At 57.1% G+C, this 22,162-nt stretch carries 18 protein-coding genes; 3 read left to right on the top strand and 15 right to left on the bottom strand.

From position 1 onward, the window contains the following. Positions 1-316: 316 nt before the first annotated feature. From ACHHV8_RS35410 to ACHHV8_RS35430, 5 genes are all read right to left on the bottom strand, one after another. A complete protein-coding gene (locus ACHHV8_RS35410; protein ID WP_395164125.1) occupies positions 317-922 on the bottom strand; it encodes an acyltransferase in 606 nt (201 codons plus the stop codon). 101 nt (positions 923-1,023) lie between these two features. Further along, on the bottom strand, positions 1,024-1,668 hold the full coding sequence (gene ppaX / locus ACHHV8_RS35415) for a pyrophosphatase PpaX (RefSeq protein ID WP_395164126.1): 645 nt from the start codon (positions 1,666-1,668) through the stop codon (positions 1,024-1,026). A gap of 69 nt (positions 1,669-1,737) precedes the next feature. Further along, a complete protein-coding gene (lgt, locus tag ACHHV8_RS35420; protein ID WP_395164127.1) occupies positions 1,738-2,769 on the bottom strand; it encodes a prolipoprotein diacylglyceryl transferase in 1,032 nt (343 codons plus the stop codon). A gap of 24 nt (positions 2,770-2,793) precedes the next feature. Then, positions 2,794-3,735 carry an HPr(Ser) kinase/phosphatase gene (gene hprK, locus ACHHV8_RS35425; RefSeq protein ID WP_395164128.1) on the bottom strand — a complete coding sequence of 314 codons (942 nt, stop codon included), beginning with the start codon at positions 3,733-3,735 and terminating at the stop codon, positions 2,794-2,796. A gap of 61 nt (positions 3,736-3,796) precedes the next feature. Continuing rightward, positions 3,797-4,702, bottom strand: coding sequence for a LysR family transcriptional regulator (locus tag ACHHV8_RS35430; protein ID WP_395164129.1), 906 nt, complete (start codon positions 4,700-4,702; stop codon positions 3,797-3,799). A gap of 486 nt (positions 4,703-5,188) precedes the next feature. Here ACHHV8_RS35430 and ACHHV8_RS35435 point away from each other — a divergent pair, with 486 nt between their 5' ends. After that, positions 5,189-6,301: a YeiH family protein gene (locus ACHHV8_RS35435; RefSeq protein ID WP_395164130.1), complete on the top strand. Its 1,113-nt coding sequence runs from the start codon at positions 5,189-5,191 to the stop codon at positions 6,299-6,301. A gap of 106 nt (positions 6,302-6,407) precedes the next feature. Here the strand turns inward: ACHHV8_RS35435 and ACHHV8_RS35440 are convergent, their stop codons facing one another. From ACHHV8_RS35440 to ACHHV8_RS35485, 10 genes are all read right to left on the bottom strand, one after another. Then, a complete protein-coding gene (locus ACHHV8_RS35440; RefSeq protein ID WP_395164131.1) occupies positions 6,408-7,289 on the bottom strand; it encodes an eCIS core domain-containing protein in 882 nt (293 codons plus the stop codon). A 25-nt stretch (positions 7,290-7,314) separates the two neighbouring features. Beyond that, positions 7,315-8,061: a PP2C family protein-serine/threonine phosphatase gene (locus tag ACHHV8_RS35445; RefSeq protein WP_395164132.1), complete on the bottom strand. Its 747-nt coding sequence runs from the start codon at positions 8,059-8,061 to the stop codon at positions 7,315-7,317. A 42-nt stretch (positions 8,062-8,103) separates the two neighbouring features. Next, positions 8,104-8,841, bottom strand: coding sequence for a GAF domain-containing protein (locus ACHHV8_RS35450; protein WP_395164133.1), 738 nt, complete (start codon positions 8,839-8,841; stop codon positions 8,104-8,106). A gap of 40 nt (positions 8,842-8,881) precedes the next feature. Next, positions 8,882-9,223: an STAS domain-containing protein gene (locus ACHHV8_RS35455; protein WP_395164134.1), complete on the bottom strand. Its 342-nt coding sequence runs from the start codon at positions 9,221-9,223 to the stop codon at positions 8,882-8,884. Positions 9,224-9,237: 14 nt separating this feature from the next. Then, on the bottom strand, positions 9,238-9,666 hold the full coding sequence (locus ACHHV8_RS35460; protein ID WP_395164135.1) for an ATP-binding protein: 429 nt from the start codon (positions 9,664-9,666) through the stop codon (positions 9,238-9,240). Between the two features lie 29 nt (positions 9,667-9,695). Beyond that, entirely contained in the window at positions 9,696-12,743 is a 3,048-nt protein-coding gene (locus ACHHV8_RS35465) for a HEAT repeat domain-containing protein (RefSeq protein ID WP_395164136.1), read from the bottom strand. A 192-nt stretch (positions 12,744-12,935) separates the two neighbouring features. After that, positions 12,936-13,448 carry a GNAT family N-acetyltransferase gene (locus tag ACHHV8_RS35470; protein ID WP_395164137.1) on the bottom strand — a complete coding sequence of 171 codons (513 nt, stop codon included), beginning with the start codon at positions 13,446-13,448 and terminating at the stop codon, positions 12,936-12,938. Between the two features lie 21 nt (positions 13,449-13,469). Beyond that, positions 13,470-16,220: an adenylate/guanylate cyclase domain-containing protein gene (locus tag ACHHV8_RS35475; RefSeq protein ID WP_395164138.1), complete on the bottom strand. Its 2,751-nt coding sequence runs from the start codon at positions 16,218-16,220 to the stop codon at positions 13,470-13,472. Between the two features lie 58 nt (positions 16,221-16,278). Then, positions 16,279-18,885, bottom strand: a complete 2,607-nt coding sequence (locus ACHHV8_RS35480) for a stalk domain-containing protein (protein ID WP_395164139.1) — start codon at positions 18,883-18,885, stop codon at positions 16,279-16,281. After that, positions 18,875-19,624: a hypothetical protein gene (locus ACHHV8_RS35485; RefSeq protein ID WP_395164140.1), complete on the bottom strand. Its 750-nt coding sequence runs from the start codon at positions 19,622-19,624 to the stop codon at positions 18,875-18,877. Before ACHHV8_RS35485 ends, ACHHV8_RS35480 begins: the two co-directional genes overlap by 11 nt. A gap of 196 nt (positions 19,625-19,820) precedes the next feature. On the opposite strand from ACHHV8_RS35485, the gene ACHHV8_RS35490 reads away from it, so the two are divergent. Continuing rightward, entirely contained in the window at positions 19,821-20,207 is a 387-nt protein-coding gene (locus tag ACHHV8_RS35490) for a DUF4280 domain-containing protein (RefSeq protein ID WP_395164141.1), read from the top strand. A gap of 32 nt (positions 20,208-20,239) precedes the next feature. Continuing rightward, complete coding sequence (locus tag ACHHV8_RS35495; protein WP_395164142.1) at positions 20,240-21,931, top strand: hypothetical protein; 1,692 nt, start codon at positions 20,240-20,242, stop codon at positions 21,929-21,931. Positions 21,932-22,162: the final 231 nt, after the last annotated feature.

A 22,162-nucleotide genomic window follows, 5' to 3' on the forward strand; every position in this document is an offset into this window, starting at 1 on the left:
CTTATTTTATCGCACTGCCCTATGTGACCAACGGGCGCACCTTCGGACTGTGGCTGCTTCGCCTCCGCATCGCCGGCATCGGGCCTCGTCTTAGCCTGAAGGCCATCACGCTGCGCAGCAGCTCGTTGTTTTTCGGCTACGGCGGCATCAGCTTCATCTTCCTCAGCAGCGCTTCGGCGAGCACCTCCCCGCAGCGGTATGTGCTGATTGCCTGGACCGTATGCTTCGCAGCGATTCAGCTCGTCTTTGCCGCTCATTTTGTATGGATGATTCTGCGGCGGAAACGGCTGTTCTTCTACGAATTGTTAAGTGAGACTCACATCGAACGCATCAGTATACCCAAGCCCAGACTTGAGCCGGGCGACAAAAAGACTGACCTAGCGCGTCTTACGACTGCACCCGGGCCCTCCACTAAAGCATCCGTGCTAACTGCCGTTCTCGTATCGTCACGAATAACGCGAAGCGGATTGCCCGCCACAAAGCTGTACGGCGCCACGTCCTTATGAACGACCGAACCGGCTCCGATCACCGCGTGATCGCCTATCGTCACACCGGGCAGTATCGTCGTATTCGCTCCGATCATGACATGCGAACCGATACGAACCGTACCGATGCGGTATTCCTTAATCAAATATTCATGGGTCAGAATCGTCGTATTGTACCCGATGATGCAGTTATCCCCTACCTCAATGCGTTCCGGGAAAAAGACGTCCACCATGACCATTAACGCGAAGGAGGCCTGTTCCCCCACCTTCATCCCCAGAATCCGCCGGTAAATCCACCGCTTGAACGGCAGCGAAGGAGCGTACCTGGATATTTGGATAAAAATAAAATTACGCACCGCTTTCCAGCGGCTGACGGTCCGGTACACCTGCCAAAGCGAGTTCGGCCCCTCTACCGGAAACCTATCTGTGTTTCTCAACAGGAATCCCCTCTGTTCTTAAAGCTTGCCGCTGAAGTCCGGCAAAAGACCGGATGATCCTCGCCTTCAGCCTGTCCATCGCCCGTTAGCGGAGCTTGATGCTAGCCTTGGAGACCGACAAGCGGAAGAACCTCCCGGATATCGTCGATGATATACGTTGGCTTATAGCTTTTTAAATACTCGATCCCCTTCATCGACCAGGCAACTCCCGCCGACTGCACGCCGGCATTATGCGCCGCCTCAATATCATAATGGCTGTCGCCAACCATCAGCGTATGCTCCGCGCTGGAGCCCAATGCCTGCATCGCTTTACGGATTCCTTCCGGATCCGGCTTGGCTTTCTGCACGTCATCGACGGAAACGATCGTTTGGAAAAAGTCGGAGAGACCGCACAGCTTCAGCCCCATAAGCGAGGTCATCCGGACCTTGCTTGTGACAATACCCAATTTAATGCCTGCGGTATGAAGCTGAGCTATCGTCTCTCTAACGCCCGGAAATTCGGTCACCAGCTCGTCATGTCTGCCGACGTTGAACGCGCGGTATTTTTGCACCAAATCCTCAACCTCGGTTCTTCCCGTAAAATACTGCATCTGCTCCACCAACGGGCGTCCCATATTCGGGATAATGTGCTCGCGGGTCACAGGCTCCTGCGTGACGCCTTCAAAAGTATGCAAGAACGATTGAATAATCAGCTCGTTCGTATCAATAATGGTTCCATCCAGGTCAAACAATACCGTATCGATCATGCTGCTCCTGCTCCTTTGTGTTTCATCTCTAGCTTGCTTGTTACGGCACATGTGCGCTGATTGAGCGGATTATCCTTGTTCTCCCGGCTTGCCTACGATATCCTTCGCAGCCTGCTCATCCGACTCCCTTGCGTGAATGCTGTCCTGCGCGGAAAAATCTTCTGTAGTCTCGGCATGGTTTCCTCCGGCTCCCTGCAGCGGCTCGACCGGATCTGCGTAGCGGACCGAAGCCAGCCCGGTCTTCCTCCGGTAGATGATGAACGCAATAGCGAAAATGACAATAAGCACAGCCAGCAGCTGGGATATGCGCACATTGCCGCCATACGTCATAAATCCTTGCTCGAAACCGAACCAGGTCATTGGGGACCACAGCCCGTTCATCAGACCCGCCAGCCAGGCAGGGCCTGTAAAGTCCAGACTGTCCGTTCTCAACGCCTCAACGAAGAACCGGCCGATCGAATACCATATGAAGTAGCTCATGAACAGCTCGCCTGCGCGCAGGAACGGCCTGCGTCGCAGCCAGAACAGCAGGAGCAAGCCTGCAATGTTCCATAACGATTCGTACAGGAAGGTCGGATGATAGTACTGGCCTTCGATGTACATCTGGTTCACGATGAAGTCGGGCAGGTGCAGCCCGCTGCGCAAAAACGTTTCGCTTACCGGCCCGCCGTGCGCTTCCTGGTTCATAAAGTTGCCCCAACGGCCGATCGCTTGTCCTACAATAAGGCCCGGCGCGCAAAAATCCGCAATCCGCCAGAAGGAGTAGCCTTTGCGGCGGACATAAATGACCGCGGCAATGATGGCGCCGATCAGCGCCCCGTAGATGGCAATGCCCCCGTGCCAAACCTTGTAAATTTCCGATAAGTTATCCTTATAATCTTCCCATTTGAACGCGACATAGTAGATCCTTGCGCCGATAATCGCCGACGGCACGCCCAGCAGGACCAGATCCATAAAGAAATCGGGATTCATCCCGAACCGTTTGCCCTCCTGAATGGCAAGCATCAGGCCGACCAGCGCCGCGGTTCCCAGAATAATCCCGTACCAGTGCACTTGCAGCGGACCTATTGCAAAAGCGATCGGATTAATTGCGAGTAGCATGTCCTTCCCCCTCAAACTTCTTCATTATTCGGTATCGTCCATGTCCTCGGACAACGATTCCGTCAGCTTGTTGGTAAACTGCAGGGCGGCATTATAGCCCATCCGCTTCAAGCGGTAGTTCATCGCCGCCACCTCGATAATGACCGCCAGGTTCCGTCCGGGACGTACGGGAATCGTGACGAGCGGAATATCGGTATCGATAATGCGCGTAGTCTCTTCATCCAGGCCCAGCCGGTCGTACTGCTTATCCTGCTGCCAGGTTTCCAGCTTGACGACCACGGAAATTTTCTTAACGTTGCGCACCGCTCCGGCACCGAACAGGGTCATCACATTAATGATACCGACCCCGCGGATTTCGAGCAGATGACGGATCAATTCAGGCGCGTTCCCGTTCAGCACGTGATCGGCCGTCTGCCGGATCTCCACCGCATCGTCGGCAATAAGCCGGTGTCCGCGCTTGACCAGCTCCAGCGCCGTTTCGCTTTTACCAATTCCGCTGCTGCCCGAAATAAGCATCCCGATACCGTATACATCCACGAGTACGCCATGAATCGTTGTGCTTGGGGCCAGCTTATTCTCCAGGAAGCCGGTAATCCGGCTCGCCAAAATCGTCGTGGAAATCGGCGTCCGCAAAACGGGAATATTGCGTTCGTTCGCCGCTGCAAGCAGCTCAATCGGCACATCCAGCCCGCGGCTGATTAATATGCAGGGCGTCTCTTCGGGGGCGCAAAGCCGGGTCATGCGGTCCATCCGCTCGGAAGACGAGAGGCCGTCGAAAAAGGTCAGCTCCGTTTTTCCCAAAATCTGCACCCGCTCGGTCGGATGAAATTCGTAGTAGCCTGCCATTTCCAGACCGGGACGATACAAATCGGCTACAGTGATCGGGCGCTTCAGCCCGCTCTCGCCGCAAATGACTTCCAAATGAAATTCCGCTACCAAATCTGACACTTTTACTTTTTTGGGCATTGTCGTTCCGTCTCCTTTTGTTTTCCCAATATCCCCATCGTATAAAAAATACAAGGATAAATCAACCAACCGGCGGGACTTCCGTACCCGCTGTCTTCAGTTTCTGTAAAAACATGATCAATGCCATCGTCTTCACCGCTTCTCGGCTCCGCACAATCGAGAACGTCCTAGCCTCTTGGCGGCGATTCAGCCGAATTTCCGCCAGCTCGCCGGACGCCAGCTCTTTGCGAACGACCCAGCGGGACAGCACGGCAATGCCAAGTCCGGCGATGACCGCCTCTTTGACCCCCTGGCTGCTGCCAAAGACAAACGTCCGCTTGGCGCTAAGGCCCAAATGCTGCAGCAGCCGGTCGCTGTATTCCCTTGTTCCCGAGCCGCCTTCCCGCATGATCCACACTTGATCCTGAAGGCTGTCAGCCGTCGCCGGTCGTTTGGATTTAGCCAGCGGATGCCCGATTGGCGCCACGATCGCCATTTCATCCTTCATAAAAGACTCCACGTACACATCCGTGAACGGAACCTGCCCCTCCACCAGCCCGATATCGAGCTCATGCGCCCGGACGCCGCGCAGCATCTCCTCGGTGTTGCCGATCTGCACTTGTACATCCACCAGCGGATACTGGTCTACATATTCAGCCAACAGCCGGGGCAGCACATACTCGCCGATCGTGAAGCTGGCGCCGACATGCAGCGTTCCGGTCACGACCTGCTGCAGCTGCTGGATGCCCTGCTTCGCTTCCTCGTAGCAGGCCAGTATTTGCTTCGCCTGCTTATACAGCAGCGCTCCCGCTTCCGTGAGCTTCACCTGCTTCGAAGATCGGTGCAGCAGCTTCGCGCCGAATTCATTCTCGAGATTACGGATATGCGAGCTGACCCCCGGCTGGGACAAATGCAGCGCTTCCGCGGCTCTGGAGAAATGCTGCTGCTCCGCAACGGTAACAAATACCTTTAAATGCTCAACACTCATGCCGTCTTCCTCCCCCCTTGCGAGTCCTGCCCTGCCTGCTGTCCTGCCATTAAGCAAAATAAGAAGTCTGCGGGCTGCTCCCTGTCATTCAGGCCAAGCACTCCCTCGCCCCAGCTTAGGCGGCGAAGCCTCCATCCAATCGGCCTGTTGTCCCCCGGATTTATTCATGTCCTGCCGATTATACCATTTTCGCGGTTACAATCCGGAGATTGGGAGGGAATTGCTGCGTTTTCTCAGGACAGTCTGTTAGTTCGGCCACCTTCATGCGATGCCGGGACACGCACTCGGGACTCGCTTGTTGGGATTTCGCTCTTTTACTAGTTCACCCGACCGGAAAAAATTCGCCCAATCATTCGTTTTTGTTATGCTCACCATTGCGTATTCGTATTTCCCCTCGCCGCAGCCGAGCCATTATAGTAAAGCTAACCGCTGATGCACTGATATCGAAATCAGCCTAACCACAACCTGACCACAGGAGTGATTACTATGACGCTTCATCAGATCAAGCCTCACCAGACCGCCGAGCCGTTCACCGCCGCGCTGCGGAAGCGATTCGGCAGAGCCTCCGGCTTCCTGCTCGGCCTTCTGCTCACGCTGCTGCTTGCTGCCGCAGGCAAGTGGCTGGCATCCTTTTCCGCGCTTGCCGTGCTCGGACCGCTCGTGCCGGCCCTGCTGCTCGGCATGCTGTGGAGGCTCGCGCTGCCGCTGCCGGCATCGTCAGCTCCCGGGATCGCCTTCGCCGGCAAGAAGGTGCTGCGGTTCGGCATCATCCTGCTGGGACTCCGGCTCAACCTGCTGGACATCGTTCACGCAGGGCTCGCCAATGTGGCGATAGCGGTCATCTGCCTCGCCACAGCCTTGCTGGCCGCCTACCGGCTCGGCAGGCTGTTCGGCGTGGAGCCGCGGCTCGCGCTGCTCTCAGCCTGTGGGACCGCTATCTGCGGTGCCGCGGCGGTGGCTGCGCTGGCGCCGCAGCTGAAGGCCAAGCAGCAGGAGATCGCCGTCAGCACGGCGACAGTCGCGCTGCTCGGCACGTTGTTCACGCTGCTGTATACGTTCCTATACCACGTACTAGGACTAAGTCCTACAGCATACGGCATGTTCGCCGGAGCCACCCTCCACGAGGTGGCTCATGTCGTTGCCGCCGCAGCTCCCGGTGGGGCGGCGGCTATGGATGCCGCGGTCATTATGAAGCTGACCCGCGTAGCTCTGCTGATTCCGGTCTCGCTGCTGCTCACCGTATGGAACCCCGCCGCTGCCGGACCAACCGGAGCCGGCGGGGTCCAAAGCGGCGAAGCCGGGCCAACCGCGCGGGACGAAGAGACTCGCAAAGCCCGCCCGCCTATTCCCTGGTTTTTATTCGGCTTCCTCTTGATGAGCGGCGTGCATACTTTGCAGCTGCTGCCCGAAGCGTTGACAGCCCGTTTCGTAGATCTCGCTTACCTGTTCCTGGCCATGGCTATGGCCGGGCTCGGCCTGCAAACTCACTTATCCTTATTTCGCCGGGACGGAGTCCGTTCGATCGTCTCGGCAGGCATAGCCTCGCTGCTGCTGTCCGCCGTGGGCTACGTACTGGTAAAATGGCTGCTTTCGATTTAAAAACAAGAGGATGTCCCAAGTGAACGATGAACTTGGGACATCCCCTTCTTTTATTAACGGTTCGCTTCAGAACGCATTCGCGCGCCGTACCCGCAACCCGGGAAGGCTAGACTCTCCCGTTTCTTTGCTGAATGACATGCGTCAGCTCGTGACCCAGCAGCTCCTGACCGTCCCGGCTGCTAGGGTTGTACTCACCCTGCCGGAAAAAGATATCGTTGCCCGTCGTAAACGCTCTGGCACCTATCGACTGGTTCAGCTGGTCCGACTGGCCATCCGTATGGATGTTCACCGAGCTGAGGTCGGTTTGAAAGGCTGACTCCATCTTGGCCTGAATATCGGCGTCGAGCCTGCCTCCGCCGCCCTTCTTGGCCTGAATGTCCTGCTCAATGGACGGCCCCGCATCAAACCCGTCGCCGGAGCTTTTCATCTGCAGTTCTTCTTCCTCGGACTCCATACCTTCCATTCGTTGGATTCCTTCGGAGGCTGACTTCATCTGCAGCTCTTCCTCCTCGGATTCCATACCCTCCATCCGCTGAATTCCTTCGGATGACGGCTTCATCTGCAGCTCTTCTTCCTCCGCTTCCGTGCCTTCCATCCGCTGGATTCCTTCGGAGACCGGCTTCATCTGCAGTTCTTCTTCCTCTGCTTCCGTGCCTTCCATCCGCTGTACCGAAGGCTCGCCTGCCGCAGGGGCCGGCGCTGAAATCTTGTCGACCACCATTTTGGCCATCTGGTCGGCCTCCTGCTCGAACATATCTCCCGCCGGTCTTACCGTCATCTTGGCCTGGACAGCCAGCGAAGAAAATCCGGGTACACCGGGACCGGCGTTGGCCTGCATACCCAATAGAGCGCCCACCGCATGGTTGCCTAAAGCGCGCTGCAGATGCATCGAATCATTCCCCGCCGCGGGGGAACTGTTTTTTCCCGAAGAGGTTACATTGTGCGTAATATCCTGCTGCTTGCGTTGAGGCGCTTGATACATCGGCATACGGATCCTCCCGTTCCTATTTTCCTTAGCTCATTATTTCAATAATATCATAAGTAGATTCGTTTTTGGCTAATTCATCCAACTTCATTCCGATGGATAAAACGGCAATATCGTCGGACTGCTGGGCCCCCGCCGCAAAGCGGTCTACCTCCGTGACTAACCGGTGCAGCAGCTCTCCTGCATCCGCTCCGCTCTTATCCGAGAGCAGCTGCTGCAGCCGGGCCGATCCGAATTGACGGCTTTGCGGATCCTCCGCCTCGGTAATGCCGTCTGTGTACAGGATCAGGAGATCGCCCGTATCGAGCTGCAGACGGTTGTCCGCATAATCCATTTCATCCATAACGCCAAGCGGCAGCCCCTTCTGCCCGCGCACCGGCTCCACCTGACCGGTGGCCCGCACAATATACGGCGTACAATGCCCCCCGTCACTGAACTGCAGCTCGCCTGTCTGCACATTCAGCAACCCGCAAAAAATCGTGGCAAACATCGTAGAATCTTCCTTGTACAGCTCCTGATTAACGTCACTTAGCAGCTCGCCGGGCGTCATGTCCGCCTTCATCTTGCCCCGGATGAGCGTCATCGTCACCATCATAAACAGCGCTGCGGGAATCCCTTTGTCCGATACGTCGCCCAGAGTGAAGAACAGCTCCGTATCATTGATCCAGAAATAATCGAAGAAATCGCCGCCCACTTCCCTTGCAGGGCGAATGATCGAATGAATGTCGACCCGCTTCCGTTCGTCAGGGTCCGTGCCCGGGCGGCACAACCGCACTGGCCGAGGTGCCTATCCCCGCATCATCCATAACGACTTCCGTCACGAAGTTGCTAACGGGCGTACCGGAGGGCAGCAAGCCCAGCTGGATTTGCTGAGCGATCCGCAGCTCGCTTTCCATCCGCTCCTTGGCCTCGACGGTCGTCCGCAGCGCGTGGATCGATTTTTGCAGCGCATCGTAAAGCATCGCATTTTCCAAGGATACCGCCGTCGGCGCAGCAATCGATTCCAGCAGCCAAAGATCCTTGTCCGTAAAATGCGCTCCCCCCGCTTGTTCAGCACCTGAATCACGCCGATCACGGCGCCTTTGCTGAGAATCGGGACGCACAGCATGTTCCTCGTCGAATAATCGACCGTATCCGCCACCTTGGACGACCAGCGCGGGTCGATCGTCGCATCGTCGATTTTGACCGATTTTCCCGTCTCCGCTACCCAGCCTGCGATGCCTTCCCCAAGCTTCAGCCGAATCTCCTGCAGCTCTTCGCTTTTTTCGCCTATCGCCAGCTCAAAATAAAGCTCGCTTCGCTCCATATCCACCAAAATGACGGAAGAAGCCTCCGCATTCATAACACGCGCCGTCGTCTCCATAATTTTGTGCAACAGGTCCTGCTTGCGGATGGTCGAGTTCATCTCCAGGCTGACCTCAAACAGCTGCATCGTCCGGTTGAGCTCGAGCTCGGCCTCACGGCGTTTCTTGTGACTGTACCGCCAGCCCGCCGCCAAGGCCCCTACGACCAATAGATTGACGATTCCATATCCAATGCCCGGGAGCATATCCATACCGTTCACTTCCCAAATGGTTTTGCCTTGCTCCTTGCGCTCACTGCACCGCTGCTACCGCTTCCGACTCCGTATCATAAATAGAGAAAATCGCGCTGAAGCCCGACATATCGAACACTTCGCGCACATTCTCATTCATTCCAAATAGCGCAAGCTTCCCCCGGTTCGCTTTCGTTTTCTTCGCTGCCAACAGCAGGCTCCGCAGCCCTGCACTGCTCACATATTCCAGGCCGTTCAGATCGAAAACAAATTGCAGACCGCCTTGGGCTGCCAGTTCATTAAACCTGCCTTCTAACACAGAGGAGGAATTGGCGTCCAGCCTGCCTTCGATCGTGACGATCGTGATGCCGCCGCCGTCCACCGTTTTTTCCGAAATATTCATCCGTAAGCCCTCCTTTATTTCGACTGCTTCCGCCTCTTGATCAGGCGAATCACATTTTTCCCTTCGCTTCTTTCATAATATAACTCATCCATCACCTGACGGACAAAATGAATGCCCAGCCCGCCGACCGGCCGTTCCTCGACGTTCAAATCAAGATCCGGCTCCCCCCGCTCCAGCGGATTGAAAGGGATCCCCCCGTCCTTCACCCAAACCTCCAGGCAGTCCGGAGAGCTCGACACCTGCAGTTCGATCAAATGCCGTCCCTCTTCCCCCGGCTCATACCCGTACAAAATCGTGTTGGTAATCAATTCATCGCAAATTAAGTTTAGCTGAAACAGCATTTTCTCATCGATTGCCATCTGTTCGGTCAGGCCGGTCAAAAAAAGATTCAACCGATGCAGCTCTTGCAAGTCGTTTCTCAGATCCACCCGGGATACGAGCATCCGCAAGCCTCCTTAGACTACCGTTACGATTAACCCATCTTCAACAGCATATTTTCAAGCAGCCGCACCCGCGCACTTGAAGCGTGCAGCAAACCGATGCCGATTTCCGGATACAGCCTCATGAGCCGGGACAGCTGCTCTCCCTGCAGGGCCAGTACGGTGACTTCGTCGAAAATGGCTTGAGCCGTCACCGAGGAAGGAAATCCGTCGAGAGCCGTCGTCTCGCCCAAAGAATCCTTCGGCCCCAGCACGCCAATGGTGCCGCCGCCGCCTTCCTCCGTTTCGTTGCTCAGCTCAATTGTGCCGTCCACAATCAAATACATGCACAGACTCGGGTCGCCCCTGCGCAGCAGGTAGGCTTGATCCGGGTGAACCTCCTCCTGGGCAATGCCTGCAAGAAGCCCGAGCTCGTCGACGGATAGGTTCGAGAACAGCGGCACCTGCTTCATAAACATCACTTTATCCATCATAGATAAAAATTTACGTTCCTCCTTCACCCGGTTCCCCTCCCCTCTGTCTAAAGCATATGCGGCGATCCTTGCCAGCCATTCGTCCGGCCACGCCACAGCCTCGCTCAATAAGACCGCAGGCTCTGCGGCGGTAAGCTGTTCGCTCACTCGTTCCTGTTTGTACAGCTCCATCAAGGCTCCGGCCAATCTCCGGTCCCCGAAGCCTTCGGATAAAATCTCCAGGCCGTTCTCGCGAACCTCCTCATTCTCATCCTGAATCGTCTCGCGCAGCGAGGCCACGACACGCTCGTCGGTCAACCGTCCGAGCACCGCCCAAGCGCCGTCGCATAAGGCGTCGTGAATTTCCTTGCAGCGTTTGGCGGCCAAATCGGCAAGCTCACTATGCCCCAACCCGCTTAAAGCCAGAGGCAGCGCGCCTTCCTTGGTCGAAGCAAGCAGCCGGGCGGCGGCAAGCTCGATCAGAGAGGATTGCAGTCTGCCTTCGTCCAAAAGGCGTGCCAGCGCCGTAACGCATACATTCCAGGTAAACGGATTGGGATGCGCAGCCCCTTCCAGCAGGAGCGGCACTGCGGGCTCCCCCATCTCTACCAGAGCCTCCCCGATCGCTCGGCGAAGCTCTTTATCGGCCATCGGGTACATGCCGAGCATCACATCTACCGCTTCAAGATGCCCCAGCTTGCCTAAACCGTACACGGCAGCCACCTTCACAGCGGGACGCGGCTCTTCCAGCAGGGACATCAGCCATGGAGCGTATTCCGACAGCTGCAGATCCGCCACTGTGCGGCAGCCGTAAACCGCCCATTCCCCGCCTTTGTCGAGCATTTGTACGATCGCTTCCTGACAGGCAGGGTAGCTCTCCTCACTCTCCAGCGCGTACAGCGCCTTCACTCCCTCAGAGACTACGAGCGGGTGCGCATCCAGCAGCTTGATCCGCAGGAAGAAATGAGCCTGGCTCTTCATATGCGAGGCCTTGGCGATCAGCCTCACGCATTCCGCACGCACCTCGAAGTCCTCATCATCCAGCAAAGCTGCGATTTCCACAAGATCCTGAATGGATGCGCCCTGCAGATGCATCGCCCGCAGCGCACACACCCGGATTCGCGGCGTACTGTCCGCCAGCAGCGCAATCAGATGAGGCAGGAACGAGGAGTCATTGGCTTTACCGATCAGCTGCAAAGCTACCTCGCGGACGTAATCGTCCGGATGCCGCAGGTAATCCAGCATCACCGCAAACGTTTTGGAGCCTCTCAGATTCCCGAAAAACGAAGCAGCGCTGTCCGATATATCTTTGTACAGCGACTGCACGCTTTTCACCAGCTCCTGGACATAGAGGTGACGGCCGTACCAAGCCGCCGCCAGCAGCAGCACCGCCAGCGCCACGCCAACCCAGGCAAGCGTACCCAGTTCAAGCAGACGGGACGAATGCAGCAGCGAGAGCAGCGAGCCGATCAGGATGCCCCCCGAGGCGGCAATACCTTGGGCAAAATAGCGGAAGCCGTCCCGTTCGGACAGCGGCATCATTTTAAAGAACAGCTGGTAGCACGGCTCCGCGATAAAATACAGAAAAATATAAAACAACGCGTAAGACCCCGACACCGCATACAGCCCGAAGGAGCTGCCCAGGAGGCCTGCCGTCAGTACGAAGCCGCCGAAGAAAATGACCGAGATGGACAGCAGCATATTGCTCGCTCCCAGCCAATTCATCAGCCGGCCCGACACGCTCTGCAATAACAGGCAGAAGGTGAACTGAAGCGCCGTAATGATCCCGTAGAAGGAGGTCAGCTCCCGCTCATTGGGGAACCGGGCTTCCGCCGCCGTAAAGTATTGATATTCCATCAGAAAATAAAGCGCCGGCATCAGCGTCATCAATGCGATCGCGGACAGCAGAAACGGGCTGCGCAGCGTTTCCTTCAGAAAGTAGCTGCCCGGTCGCTCCGGCGCTCCGGACGCAGCCGAGGCGGCGGCATGCTTTTCTTCCATTAGCGATAAAGGAGCCAGATAGCTGGCTATCGCTTTGCGAAAAGGCCAGAAGCCGGCCAAGAGCATCAGCGGCGCCAAAGCGTACACCGCCTCCGTTCCCAGCAGGCTCCCTATCCAGTGGGCGATGAGCCCGGCTGCAATCCCGCCTGTCGTTGTCGAGGCGACGAACAGCGGCATCAGCCGTTTGGCCTGCTGGGTCGGGCACAAATCAAACGCTACGCTCCACAGGAGCAGCGTCAGCTGACGCACGACGAAATTGGAGGATAAGAAAAGAATCGGATAATAATAGCGGAAGTCCAAGCCGGCAAATTTAAACGTCAGCAGAATGATGCCGTTCAGCAGCAGGATCGAAGTCATAAGCAGATACAGCGAACGCATCATTTTCGATTTCGACATCGATCCCGTCAGCTTGGCAAGCAGCCATCCCTCCAGCGGCATAATCGCCGCCTCCGCCAAATAAACGTACGGCAGGAAGGCGACGCCGAACCGGAGATTGAACAACGCCATAAAAGCGGTGTAGTTGAGCGATTCCGCGACCCCGCCGCAGAAAAAAATCGGCGCCATGCTCCACAGCTTCCGTTTGTCTTCTCCCCGGATCCCGAGGAAACGTCCTATTGCAGCCTGCATGAAATCATGTCCTATCTAAATTAGTCTGAAGTCCCAGTGAGTATCGATGGAACGGAAGAATATGGCGAGGGGCCGTTTGACCGTACGTCTACAGAAGCCGTTACTCATTTCTGTACAATGGCATGACCCTCCCGCCGCTCCATTCCATTATCTTCACTTTGTGTCACCGGACTTCCGTTAAGTTAAGTTAAGTTAAGTGAGTCTCTTGAAGTAAGCGAGGCGATTCTCCCCGTCGTAGTAATAATCCGGATACGTTCCGATCAGCTCGAAGCCGCGCTGCCGGAACATATTCTGGATTGGTCCGTATTCCGGCAGGCTGCAGGTGTACGTAAGAATAAACCGGGCTCCCGCTTCCTTTACATGCCTCTCCAGCTCCTCATACAGCCGTGCGGCGATACCCAGCTTGCGGTAATTCCGGTGCACCGCCAAGTAATCCCACAGGTAACCTCCGGTTTGATGCTCGTTCTCCTTGCAGCTGGTAGCGCCGACAATGATTCCGTCTTCCGTTTCCGCAAACCAATGGAAATGGTTGCTCTGGACCAGGCTCTCCCTGGGCGCCTTGCGAAAATGCTCCTGCTCCCCCGGCGTATGATTCGTATCGTCGAAGGATCGGTCCGATAAGAAAAATTCGGAGACCCGACGCGCGTCTTCCTCCGTAGTTAACAGCTTGATCTGAAGTTTGTCTCCGGCACTGCCAGTACTCATGCGTATTTCGCCCCTCTTAATCTAGGATACGGATAACGTTCCGTTCCAATCTTTGGTGGTGCCTGACTGAAAGTACTCATCACATACGTAGAAATACAACTGAGCCGCCCTATCCTGGCGATTCTGCTTGATAACCATCAGGAAGGCTTCCCGCGCATCATAGAAGCGCCCTACCTGGTAGAGCATAACGGCTTCTTCAAACCGCGCCTTCGTCCTTTCCTTGAGCGTCCGGATCGTATCCGGGTCTCCCTGATACACATCGTACAAGTGCAGCGGTTCCTCCAGCCCCTCCGCCCGGATCAGGCCGAGATTCCTATACTGGAACGGCACGGTACCCGATAACGATTTGACCACACTGTCCGTAATTAGAATGGACGACCCGAGCGGTCCTGTCAGTTTCTCCAGCAGCGTAGCCAGGTTGACGTGATCGGAAATAATGTTATTCTCCAGCCGCTGTTCTTCGCCGATGATGCCGAGACGCAGCGGTCCTTTATGAAGACCGATCCCCAGATCGACCGGACTGTAGCCGGATTGAATCCGGTGCTGGTTATATTTATCCAGCTCCTTACGGATATCGATGCAGGCGTTCAGCGCATCATCCCCCTCTCCGGGGAACAACGCCATGAAGCCGGGGCCCATATACTTGTTCACCATACCCTGATGCTTGCGGACGAACGGCCCGAAGCGCTTCAGAAAGGAATTGACGAAATTGAAGTTTTGTTCCGGCGTCAGCCGCTTGGAGAGGAGATAAAAGCCCCGGATATTGCAAACCAATGTGCTCATATTCTCTTCCACCTGGTCTCCCAGCCGGACATCCAGAATCGTCTCCTTGTGCAGCAGGCGCAAAAACTGCTGGGGAACAAACCGGTAATACGCCTGGTTGAACCGCTCCAGTCTGGCGATGTATTCCCGGATATGGGCCGCCATCGCGTTGAAGCTGTCCCCCAGTTCCGAAACCTCATCCCGGGTATTGATTTGCACGACCGTATCCCACCGGCCTTTGGCGATCTCCCCTACGCTGTTGCGCAGCTTACGGATCGAGGAAAGCAGCACATAGGTCATCAGGACGAACACGAGCACGATCCCTGTGGTGAACAGGATAATATTCTGAATCACCTTCTGCATCACCGTACGGCGGTGCGCCATAATGCCTTCCATGTTCTTACTGGCCTCGAAGACGCCGACAATCTTGCCCGAGCCGTTGTAGATCGGAGCAATGCCGTACTTCCATTCCCCCGTGTCATCGCTCCATTCACCCGACTCAATGCTGCCCTTGGTAATAACAAGCGTATTTTCGGGGGATTTGGGGAACGGGTTAAACATATGCATCTCGTCGTCATCTTCCATAATGCGGTAAATATCGCCATTCTCTACTTTGTACACCGCTTTGTAAAAGCCTTGATTCTCAATGCTCCCCGGCCGGTAGAACACCGAATCGATCTTGCTTCGGAATTGATTGTAGGTCTTGCCCTCATACTCCTCGGGCGACTGAATCCGCTCCAGCAGATCGCCGTCGATCAGACTCGCCCCGTTACTTGCCAGCAGCTTAAGCTCCTGGAAGGTTTCCCCGTCCATTTTGTCGACGAAGTTATTATAGATAACCGTGGAGAGCAGGACCATGGAGCCCGCAATAATCGGCACGAACACAACGATTTGCTTGAGCACCAGCGGCAACCGCCGCCCCATCAGATTGAAATAAAGCAGCTTTAGGGCATACAGCACCAGCAAGCCGCCAACCGCTGCTACCGCCCAAACGAACCACAAGTGCCCCTGATAAGCCGATGAATAGCGGCCGCTGGTTATCGCAGTCCCGAAGCTGCCGTCCGGCAGACGTCTTACGATTTGGCCATCCTCCGCGATCAATAGTTCACCGCTCGCCGTCAGGCTGAGGTCGTCTTTGAAAAAAGTAAGCTCTACGCCCTGCTGCGCCGCTTTCGCTTGCGTAACAAGCTCTTCAATAATATAGGGCTGCCCGGGATCCAGGCGATTGATGGACAAGGAATTATAATCTACAAAAAGCAGCCTCCCCTGCGTATCTAGCCTTAGGCTTTCCGGGAAATTCCTGCGCGTACGATCGACGCCCGGCAGCGGATAAATCAGCGTGGAACCGCCCTCTGGACCGGCTTTATACATTTCACCGCTGCGTGTCGTATAAAATATGCGGCCGGGCTCGGTTCCCTCAATCTCCGAAAGCACTTTATTCGCCGGCAGCTGGATGCTGTAAACCGGCTTCGGCTCCGAGGCTCCCGCTCCGATCCGGTACAGCGTCACCTTCCCCAAATCGTCGACGAAAAAGCTGACCTGCCCGCCGGATGCCTCCGGCGACTTGAGCCCGCCAACCCGGTACCGCTTCTTGGCCGGGTCGTTATAGCTCTGCTCGAACAGCACCTTATCGAACTTGCCGTCCGATGTGTAGCGGACCAGCTGCTCCGTCTTCACCTCAATATCATAGGTATCCATCAGCGCCCGGATCACGTACAAATTTCCTTCTTCATCCGAAGTAACGTCGTTAAAACGGTATACGCCGTCCTCACCGCTTTGGATGGAATATTGAATCGTACCGTCCGGAGCCAGCTTGCGAATCGTCTTTTTCGTATTGTCGATCATGTACAAATCATTCTGCGAGTCGGCAATCACCCTGGACAGGCTTTGAAAAGACCGCTCCCGCTCAAACGGGTTTTTGGTGATAAATTCCTTCTGCTGGGCCGCATAAAAGCCTGCGGCCGAGGCCAGCAGCACGACCAGGAGCAAGAGCGCTACCGGCTTTTTCATGCTATTGGATCCCCTCCCCTTCAACATGCTTGCGGATCTGACTATTTGCAAATCTATATCAAGGCTTCGATATCTGAATCGTTCCGGCCGCTTCATACCATTGAATTTGTAAACCAATGGCTTCCCCGATAAACCGCAGAGGGACATAGGTATATCCTGCTATCAGAACGGGCGGCGCGTCGAGCTCAGCGGCTGCCCCATCCACGTAAGCGGTTGTGCTGCCGACAGTGCATTCCGCCGTTCCCTCCTCGGAGGACACGGTCACAGCCAGCCGTTCAGGGTCCCAATCGACCGATGCCCCTAACGATTCGGACAACGCCCGGACAGGAACGTACGCCCTGCCGTCCAGCAGTATCGGAGGCGTATCCAGCACAACCTGGAAATCCTTCGATACAAGCTGCTGGATCGGCATCGGCACAGCCTGTTCATCAGCCGCCTTCACTTCATCCGCCTGGGCTGACAGCGCCTGAAGCTGCGCCTCGCTGTATTTCTCCAGCTCCTTCTTGCCGATGTCGGCAAGAAGCGCGGCCTCCTGCTCCGTCAGGTAGCCGTCGAGCTGCCGCTTCGCTTCCGCCTGCGGCGTACCCGCTTCCGGCGGAGCCGCGCTTGCCAGCGCTGCACCTGCCGCCTCCAGGGCGCCCAGCTTGCCGAACAGCGCATCCTTCTCCGCCTGGACCGCCGCTTGCCGGACGCTCTCCAGCGTCCGGCCCAGCGTCTCGGCTTGGGCGGCGTCGTGCGCCTGCTCGGCTGCGGCAAGCGCTGCCTGCAGCTTGCTCTGGGCTGCTGCCAGAGCCGCCTGCTCGTCGGCGGAGCCGTCCTCGAGCGCCGCCAGCTGCTGCGCAGCGGCCAAGAGCTGCTTCGCCTGCGCCAGCGCGGAAGCGGCATCGCCGGCCGCCAAGGCCGCCTGCAGCGCCTGCTTGCTGCGCTGCTGCTCGGCTTCGAGCGCCGCCTGGCTCGGGATACCGGAGTCTGCCGCGCCCGGCGTACCGCCTCCAGCGGCGGTACCTGTCCCGGCGCCGCCGGTGTTCGCGCCCGTGCCCGTTGCTCCGCTGCCAGACGCGCTGCCGTCCGCTCCGCCACTGCCGGTTCCGGCTCCGTCTCCAGCCGCCGTGCCGCTATCCTCTGCCGCGATCGCCGCCATCAGCGCATCCGCATTATGCACCAGCGCCATCTGCTGCAGCGCTGTCCCGGTATCGCCTTTGCTCAGCGCATCCAGCATCGCGATCTGGGCCGCAGCATCCTTCTGCTGGATTTCCAGCTCAGCCGCCGCTGCAGGCTGATGCGCTTCAACAGCCGCTTGGCGCGAGGCTTCGAGCTGTTCCTTCGCTTTGCTCAGCTCCGCTATGGACTGCTGCAGCTGCTCCGCACTGAGCGGAGTGGTCAGCTGTCCGGGCGCGGGCAGCTCCATCGTCACTTGGAGCGCAGCCGCCTGCTCCGGCGGCAGCGCCGCGGAATCCGGCCCCTGCATGGTAAGCGCCGACGAATCCAGCGCCTGGTCCAGACCGAACCACCTGCCTTCCGCCCAAGCCGGGGCGAAGTAAACGCCCTGTCCGCTTCCCGCCATCGTTGCCGCAGCGGCGTTATACACTTCCGGTGTCAGCGCATCCAATGCCATCCGGTAGGTGCCGATCATGATTTGGTCCTGCTTGATCGTTGTATCGTCCGTCCCGCTTGGCGCCGTAGTCGCCGGCAGCGGATTCCCTGACGCTGCGTCCTCCGGCCCGGCGAGCTTCAGCTCACCGGACGAGCCTCTGCCTTCGAGGCGCGCCTCACCCAGCAGCTCATCCCCGTTGTATAGCTGGACCCGCAGCTTGGACGGCTCACTGAAGCTTAGCGAAAGGTGTCTTAACGGCTTGCCTACCGGAGTCTTGCCTCCAAGGGGATGGCCCTCTGCCGTATACAAAGCATAGTCCGTCGCTTTCAGCTTGCCTTTCGCCTTCAAGGTCAGCTCGCTAAGGACAGTGCCGACAGCCGGCTTCAGCTCCCACGTTCCGTCGGGCAACTCCGCCGCTGCAGCCTTCACCGCATCCAGGCCGCTGTCTACCTCCCGGTACGGCAGCACGCCGGGCCGGACGGTCCGGCTGACCGCTCCACCCGAATCCAAATCCAGCTTACCGGCGGCAACCTTGTAAGCGATATAAGCCGTAAGCACCTGCTGCTTCGCCTGCTCCTGCGCATCCTTGGCTGCTTGAAGATCCTCTGTCTTCAACAAACCTGCTTTCAGTGCCGCATTGACCTTATCCAGCTTTGCCGATGCTGCTTCCTGATCTCTCAGCGCCTGCGCGTAGCTCTCTTCGGCCCCTTTCGCCTCAAGATACGATTGTCTCACCTTATCGGTCACGGCCGTCCGGCTTTCCTGCTCCTTCAGCTGCGCCTTGCCCTGCTCCATCAGAGCAATGGGGAGCCCGTTGCGAAGATCATCCAGGTAGCGGAGTCCGTCCCGCTCCCCTTGAAACAGCGACTTGGGGATAGGAAACAGTCCCGGCAGCTGGAAAAACCCTTCCCACTCCTGCCGAATCTGCTCCAATGTCGCATCGTATTGGGCCATGAACAGCTCCGTGTCAGGCGCTTTCGATTTCGCCATGCGTTCAAGCGCCTTCATGCGGCCCGCTCCGAACTTCGCGGTATACAACTGCTGCGTAACCCGCAGCTTTTCATCCGCCAAATGAAGCTTCTCCACATCGTTTAACAGCGTTCCGTCCGTTTTTTGAGCATTGGCGATATAAAGCGGGAGCGTTTTTTGAGATAAATCGACATAGTCCGTCGTTTCCTCCAGCTCGAACCGGATCCTCCATCGTCAGCTGAACCTTTTGGCCCAGAGCCAGCCGGCTCGCCTTCGCGGTCAATTGAGCCTGCTTCCATTCGGAGGCCGCCTTCTCCAGCTTTTTATCCGCTTCTTCCTTGGCGGCCGCGTCCGCAAACCCGTACTTCAGCTTTGTTCTCACGGCTTCCGCCTCCTTGCGCGCCGCTTCATAGCGTGCGGCTGCCGCCTGCTCGGCGTAGCGGTCCTGCAGAGCCTGCAGGTAGGCCTTTTCGACTTCATACTCCGTTTTTTCCGCCGCCTGCTTATAGGCTTCCTGCGCCAAAAAAAGCCCGGACTCCGCCTCCGGCACCTTCATCCGGCTCTGCACGTCCTGACTCAGGTTGCTCGGCTTGGCGAAAGGGCCTGCCGCCTTCTCTTCCTCGCTTTTGGCGGCGAACCGCGCCTGCTGCAGCTCCAGCTTCTTCTTGGCGATTTCCGTTCCAGCATCCCTTACCTCCGCGCTTGCATCGGCACCTCGCCGCAGCGCCTCCTCCAGCGTCAATGACTTTACGACAGGACCTGCGGCATGAACCGATCCGAAAGGAAGAGACGCCGACAGAACCACAATTATTCCCGAGCGGACACAGCTTTTGAACCCCAATGTCGAACCCTCCGTATGCCAATCTTCCTATAATTTATAGTACAATACTTTACCTTATCCTGCACTCAGTTTTTTGGAAAATGACGGATGCGGGCGAAGGCAGGAATGTATTGTCGAGCCTTGTTTTTTCTAGTACTATGAAACTAAATAACTACCAATTTGATCCGGTTTTCGGACTCAGAGGAAAAGAGGAATTATGGGAAATCTCGTCTGCGGCGGGGCCATGCTGCAATGCTCCTTCGGAGCGGCGCCGAGCTCGCTTATGGTGCTCCCGGCCAATCGCGTTCTTACCTCCATGCCGATCGCCAACATTATGGATAACAAGCCGATGGTGAACATCCTTCCGTTCGGCATGTGCAGCTCCATGGCCAATCCCACGGTATCCGCCGCCACAGCCGCCAAGCTGGGAGTGTTCACCCCGATGCCCTGCGTGCCTGTCGTCGCAGCCCCATGGGTTCCGGGATCTCCGACGGTTCTGGTTGCCAATATGCCAGCTTTGAACAATACGTCCAAGTGCATGTGCAACTGGGGCGGCGTCATTCAAGTCGTTCAGCCCGGACAAATGACCATTCAGGTTCCTTAACATTCGATATTCAGGAGGTGAACTGACCCGCCATGAACAATGAACCCGCCAAAATGGTGGAAACGGTATTCAAGCCGATTATGAATCCGTTTGTTGTCAAAGCGTTAAAGCCGATTCAGGATGCCAAGAAGCTGCCCGGCATGGTCATCAAGCAGTTTCAGACGGTCGTCAACGCAACACTCCGTACCAGGGAAACGTCCCTGCGCAATTATGTACCGATCGGTCAATATTACGTTTCCAAGCGCCTGCTGCTCTTTATCTCGCTGCTGGTCGTTCTGATCGTTTATGTCATCCTGTGGCCGCCGGCAATCGTCAGGCATTATCTCGGCATTGTACCGACCGTTCAGCAGAATACGCCCAAAATGGCCGCTTTCTCCGGACAAGCGAAGGTGATTGACGAAGGGAAGAAAGCCCGCTACGTCGGAGATCTCGACGGAGGCCTGTATTCCGGCAGCGGCAAGCTGTATAACGCCGACGGGTTTCTGACCTATGAAGGCCAATTCGAGAAAGGGCTCAAAACCGGAAACGGCGCTTTATATGACGATAAAGGATCGCCGATCTACAAGGGGCTGTTCGCAGCCGATCTGTATAACGGTGCCGGAACCCTATACGGCGAAGGCGGTAAAGCGCGCTATACCGGCGAGTTCGTCAACGGCGTATTCGGCGGTCAAGGCAAGCTGTTCAGAGCCGACGGCACGCTGATCTACGAAGGCGCCTTTCAGAACGGCTTGTATCAAGGAGCAGGCAAGCTGTTCTCTACTTCGGGCCGCGTCCTCTATGAAGGGGAATGGGCGGCAGGCGAGTATCAAGGCGCCGGCAAGCTCTTTGATGCTCAAGGCATGCTGATTTACGAAGGCGGGTTTATCAGCGGCCGTTATTCCGGAGAAGGCACGGAATACTATCCGAACGGCTTTATGAAATACAAAGGGGCTTTCCTAGCCGGAGCCTACAACGGCGAGGGCGGCCTGTACAGCGAAAATGGCGTCATACGCCTTAAGGGCCCGTTTCAAAATGGCGCGCTGACCGGCCCCGGCGAAGCTTACGACGAGTCCGGCAAGCTGTTTTATAAGGGCAATTTCGCGAACAGCGCCTACGACGGCTTCGGCACGCTGTACGACCCCGACGGCACGCCGATGCTGAAGTCGTTCTTCGCGGCGGGCCATACCCGCCTGGATCTCTTCCTCGGGCTGCCGAGCAAAAAGGCGGAGGCACTCCTCGGCAAGCCGGGCGACGTCGTGCTGCTGGACGACGCCCTCGCAGGATCGGGCGCGCCGGAAGCAGCCGGTGCCGCAGCTGCGTCTGCCGGCTCCACAGGCAGCGGCAGTCCGTCCGCGGACACTGCAGCCGCGGCGGCGGGCGATCCTTTAGCCGTCCTTGCGGCGGCAGGAGCGCCGGTGAAGCTGCAGATGAACTATCCGGAGCTGCAGCTGTCGCTCATCGCCGAGCCCTCCGCTTCCAACCCTAAGGAAGCGGTAATTACTTCGGTCAGCGTGTGGGGCAGCAAGCCGCTGGCGTGGCTGCAGCCCGAGCTGGAAACGTTCGCCGAAGGCGCCACGGTGAACGATGCCGGCTACAAAAAGGTGGCCTCCAAGCTGCCTGCCGGCGACAGCCTCTATTTGAACACTTATGCCAAAGATTCGGAAGTGCTCTTCGGCCTAACGGTCACAGTCCAGGGCCAAAAGCCGCAGCTCTTGGAAGTTCAATCGCTGCAGCCTTTGCCATAACTCATAAGCAGGCCTAGCAGGCTCTGACCTGTAATCGAGGAGCCACTGAACAAGTCAGTGCTGCCAGTGCGGATCCTTCTTCCGATTGCTGTTGTTTGTTGCCGAGTTTCTTTCATTTCTCTCGCTTGCAGCGGTTGAAATCTTGTACGGAACGATTTCACACGCTCTATCCGTTTTTCTGTGCCCTGCCTGTAGTCGTCGGCAGGGCTCTTTTTCTTCGACCGCTCCATG

It is taken from the genome of Paenibacillus sp. TAB_01, assembly GCF_043945595.1.
In the GTDB taxonomy this organism is placed as follows: domain Bacteria; phylum Bacillota; class Bacilli; order Paenibacillales; family NBRC-103111; genus Paenibacillus_S.

Coding starts and splice junctions, on each gene's coding strand:
- ppaX (WP_395164126.1), bottom strand. CDS start 1,668: ATGATCGATACGGTATTGTTTGACCTGGATGGAACCATTATTGATACG.
- lgt (WP_395164127.1), bottom strand. CDS start 2,769: ATGCTACTCGCAATTAATCCGATCGCTTTTGCAATAGGTCCGCTGCAA.
- hprK (WP_395164128.1), bottom strand. CDS start 3,735: ATGCCCAAAAAAGTAAAAGTGTCAGATTTGGTAGCGGAATTTCATTTG.
- ACHHV8_RS35430 (WP_395164129.1), bottom strand. CDS start 4,702: ATGAGTGTTGAGCATTTAAAGGTATTTGTTACCGTTGCGGAGCAGCAG.
- ACHHV8_RS35435 (WP_395164130.1), top strand. CDS start 5,189: ATGACGCTTCATCAGATCAAGCCTCACCAGACCGCCGAGCCGTTCACC.
- ACHHV8_RS35440 (WP_395164131.1), bottom strand. CDS start 7,289: ATGCCGATGTATCAAGCGCCTCAACGCAAGCAGCAGGATATTACGCAC.
- ACHHV8_RS35450 (WP_395164133.1), bottom strand. CDS start 8,841: ATGGATATGCTCCCGGGCATTGGATATGGAATCGTCAATCTATTGGTC.
- ACHHV8_RS35455 (WP_395164134.1), bottom strand. CDS start 9,223: ATGAATATTTCGGAAAAAACGGTGGACGGCGGCGGCATCACGATCGTC.
- ACHHV8_RS35460 (WP_395164135.1), bottom strand. CDS start 9,666: ATGCTCGTATCCCGGGTGGATCTGAGAAACGACTTGCAAGAGCTGCAT.
- ACHHV8_RS35465 (WP_395164136.1), bottom strand. CDS start 12,743: ATGCAGGCTGCAATAGGACGTTTCCTCGGGATCCGGGGAGAAGACAAA.
- ACHHV8_RS35470 (WP_395164137.1), bottom strand. CDS start 13,448: ATGAGTACTGGCAGTGCCGGAGACAAACTTCAGATCAAGCTGTTAACT.
- ACHHV8_RS35475 (WP_395164138.1), bottom strand. CDS start 16,220: ATGAAAAAGCCGGTAGCGCTCTTGCTCCTGGTCGTGCTGCTGGCCTCG.
- ACHHV8_RS35490 (WP_395164141.1), top strand. CDS start 19,821: ATGGGAAATCTCGTCTGCGGCGGGGCCATGCTGCAATGCTCCTTCGGA.
- ACHHV8_RS35495 (WP_395164142.1), top strand. CDS start 20,240: ATGAACAATGAACCCGCCAAAATGGTGGAAACGGTATTCAAGCCGATT.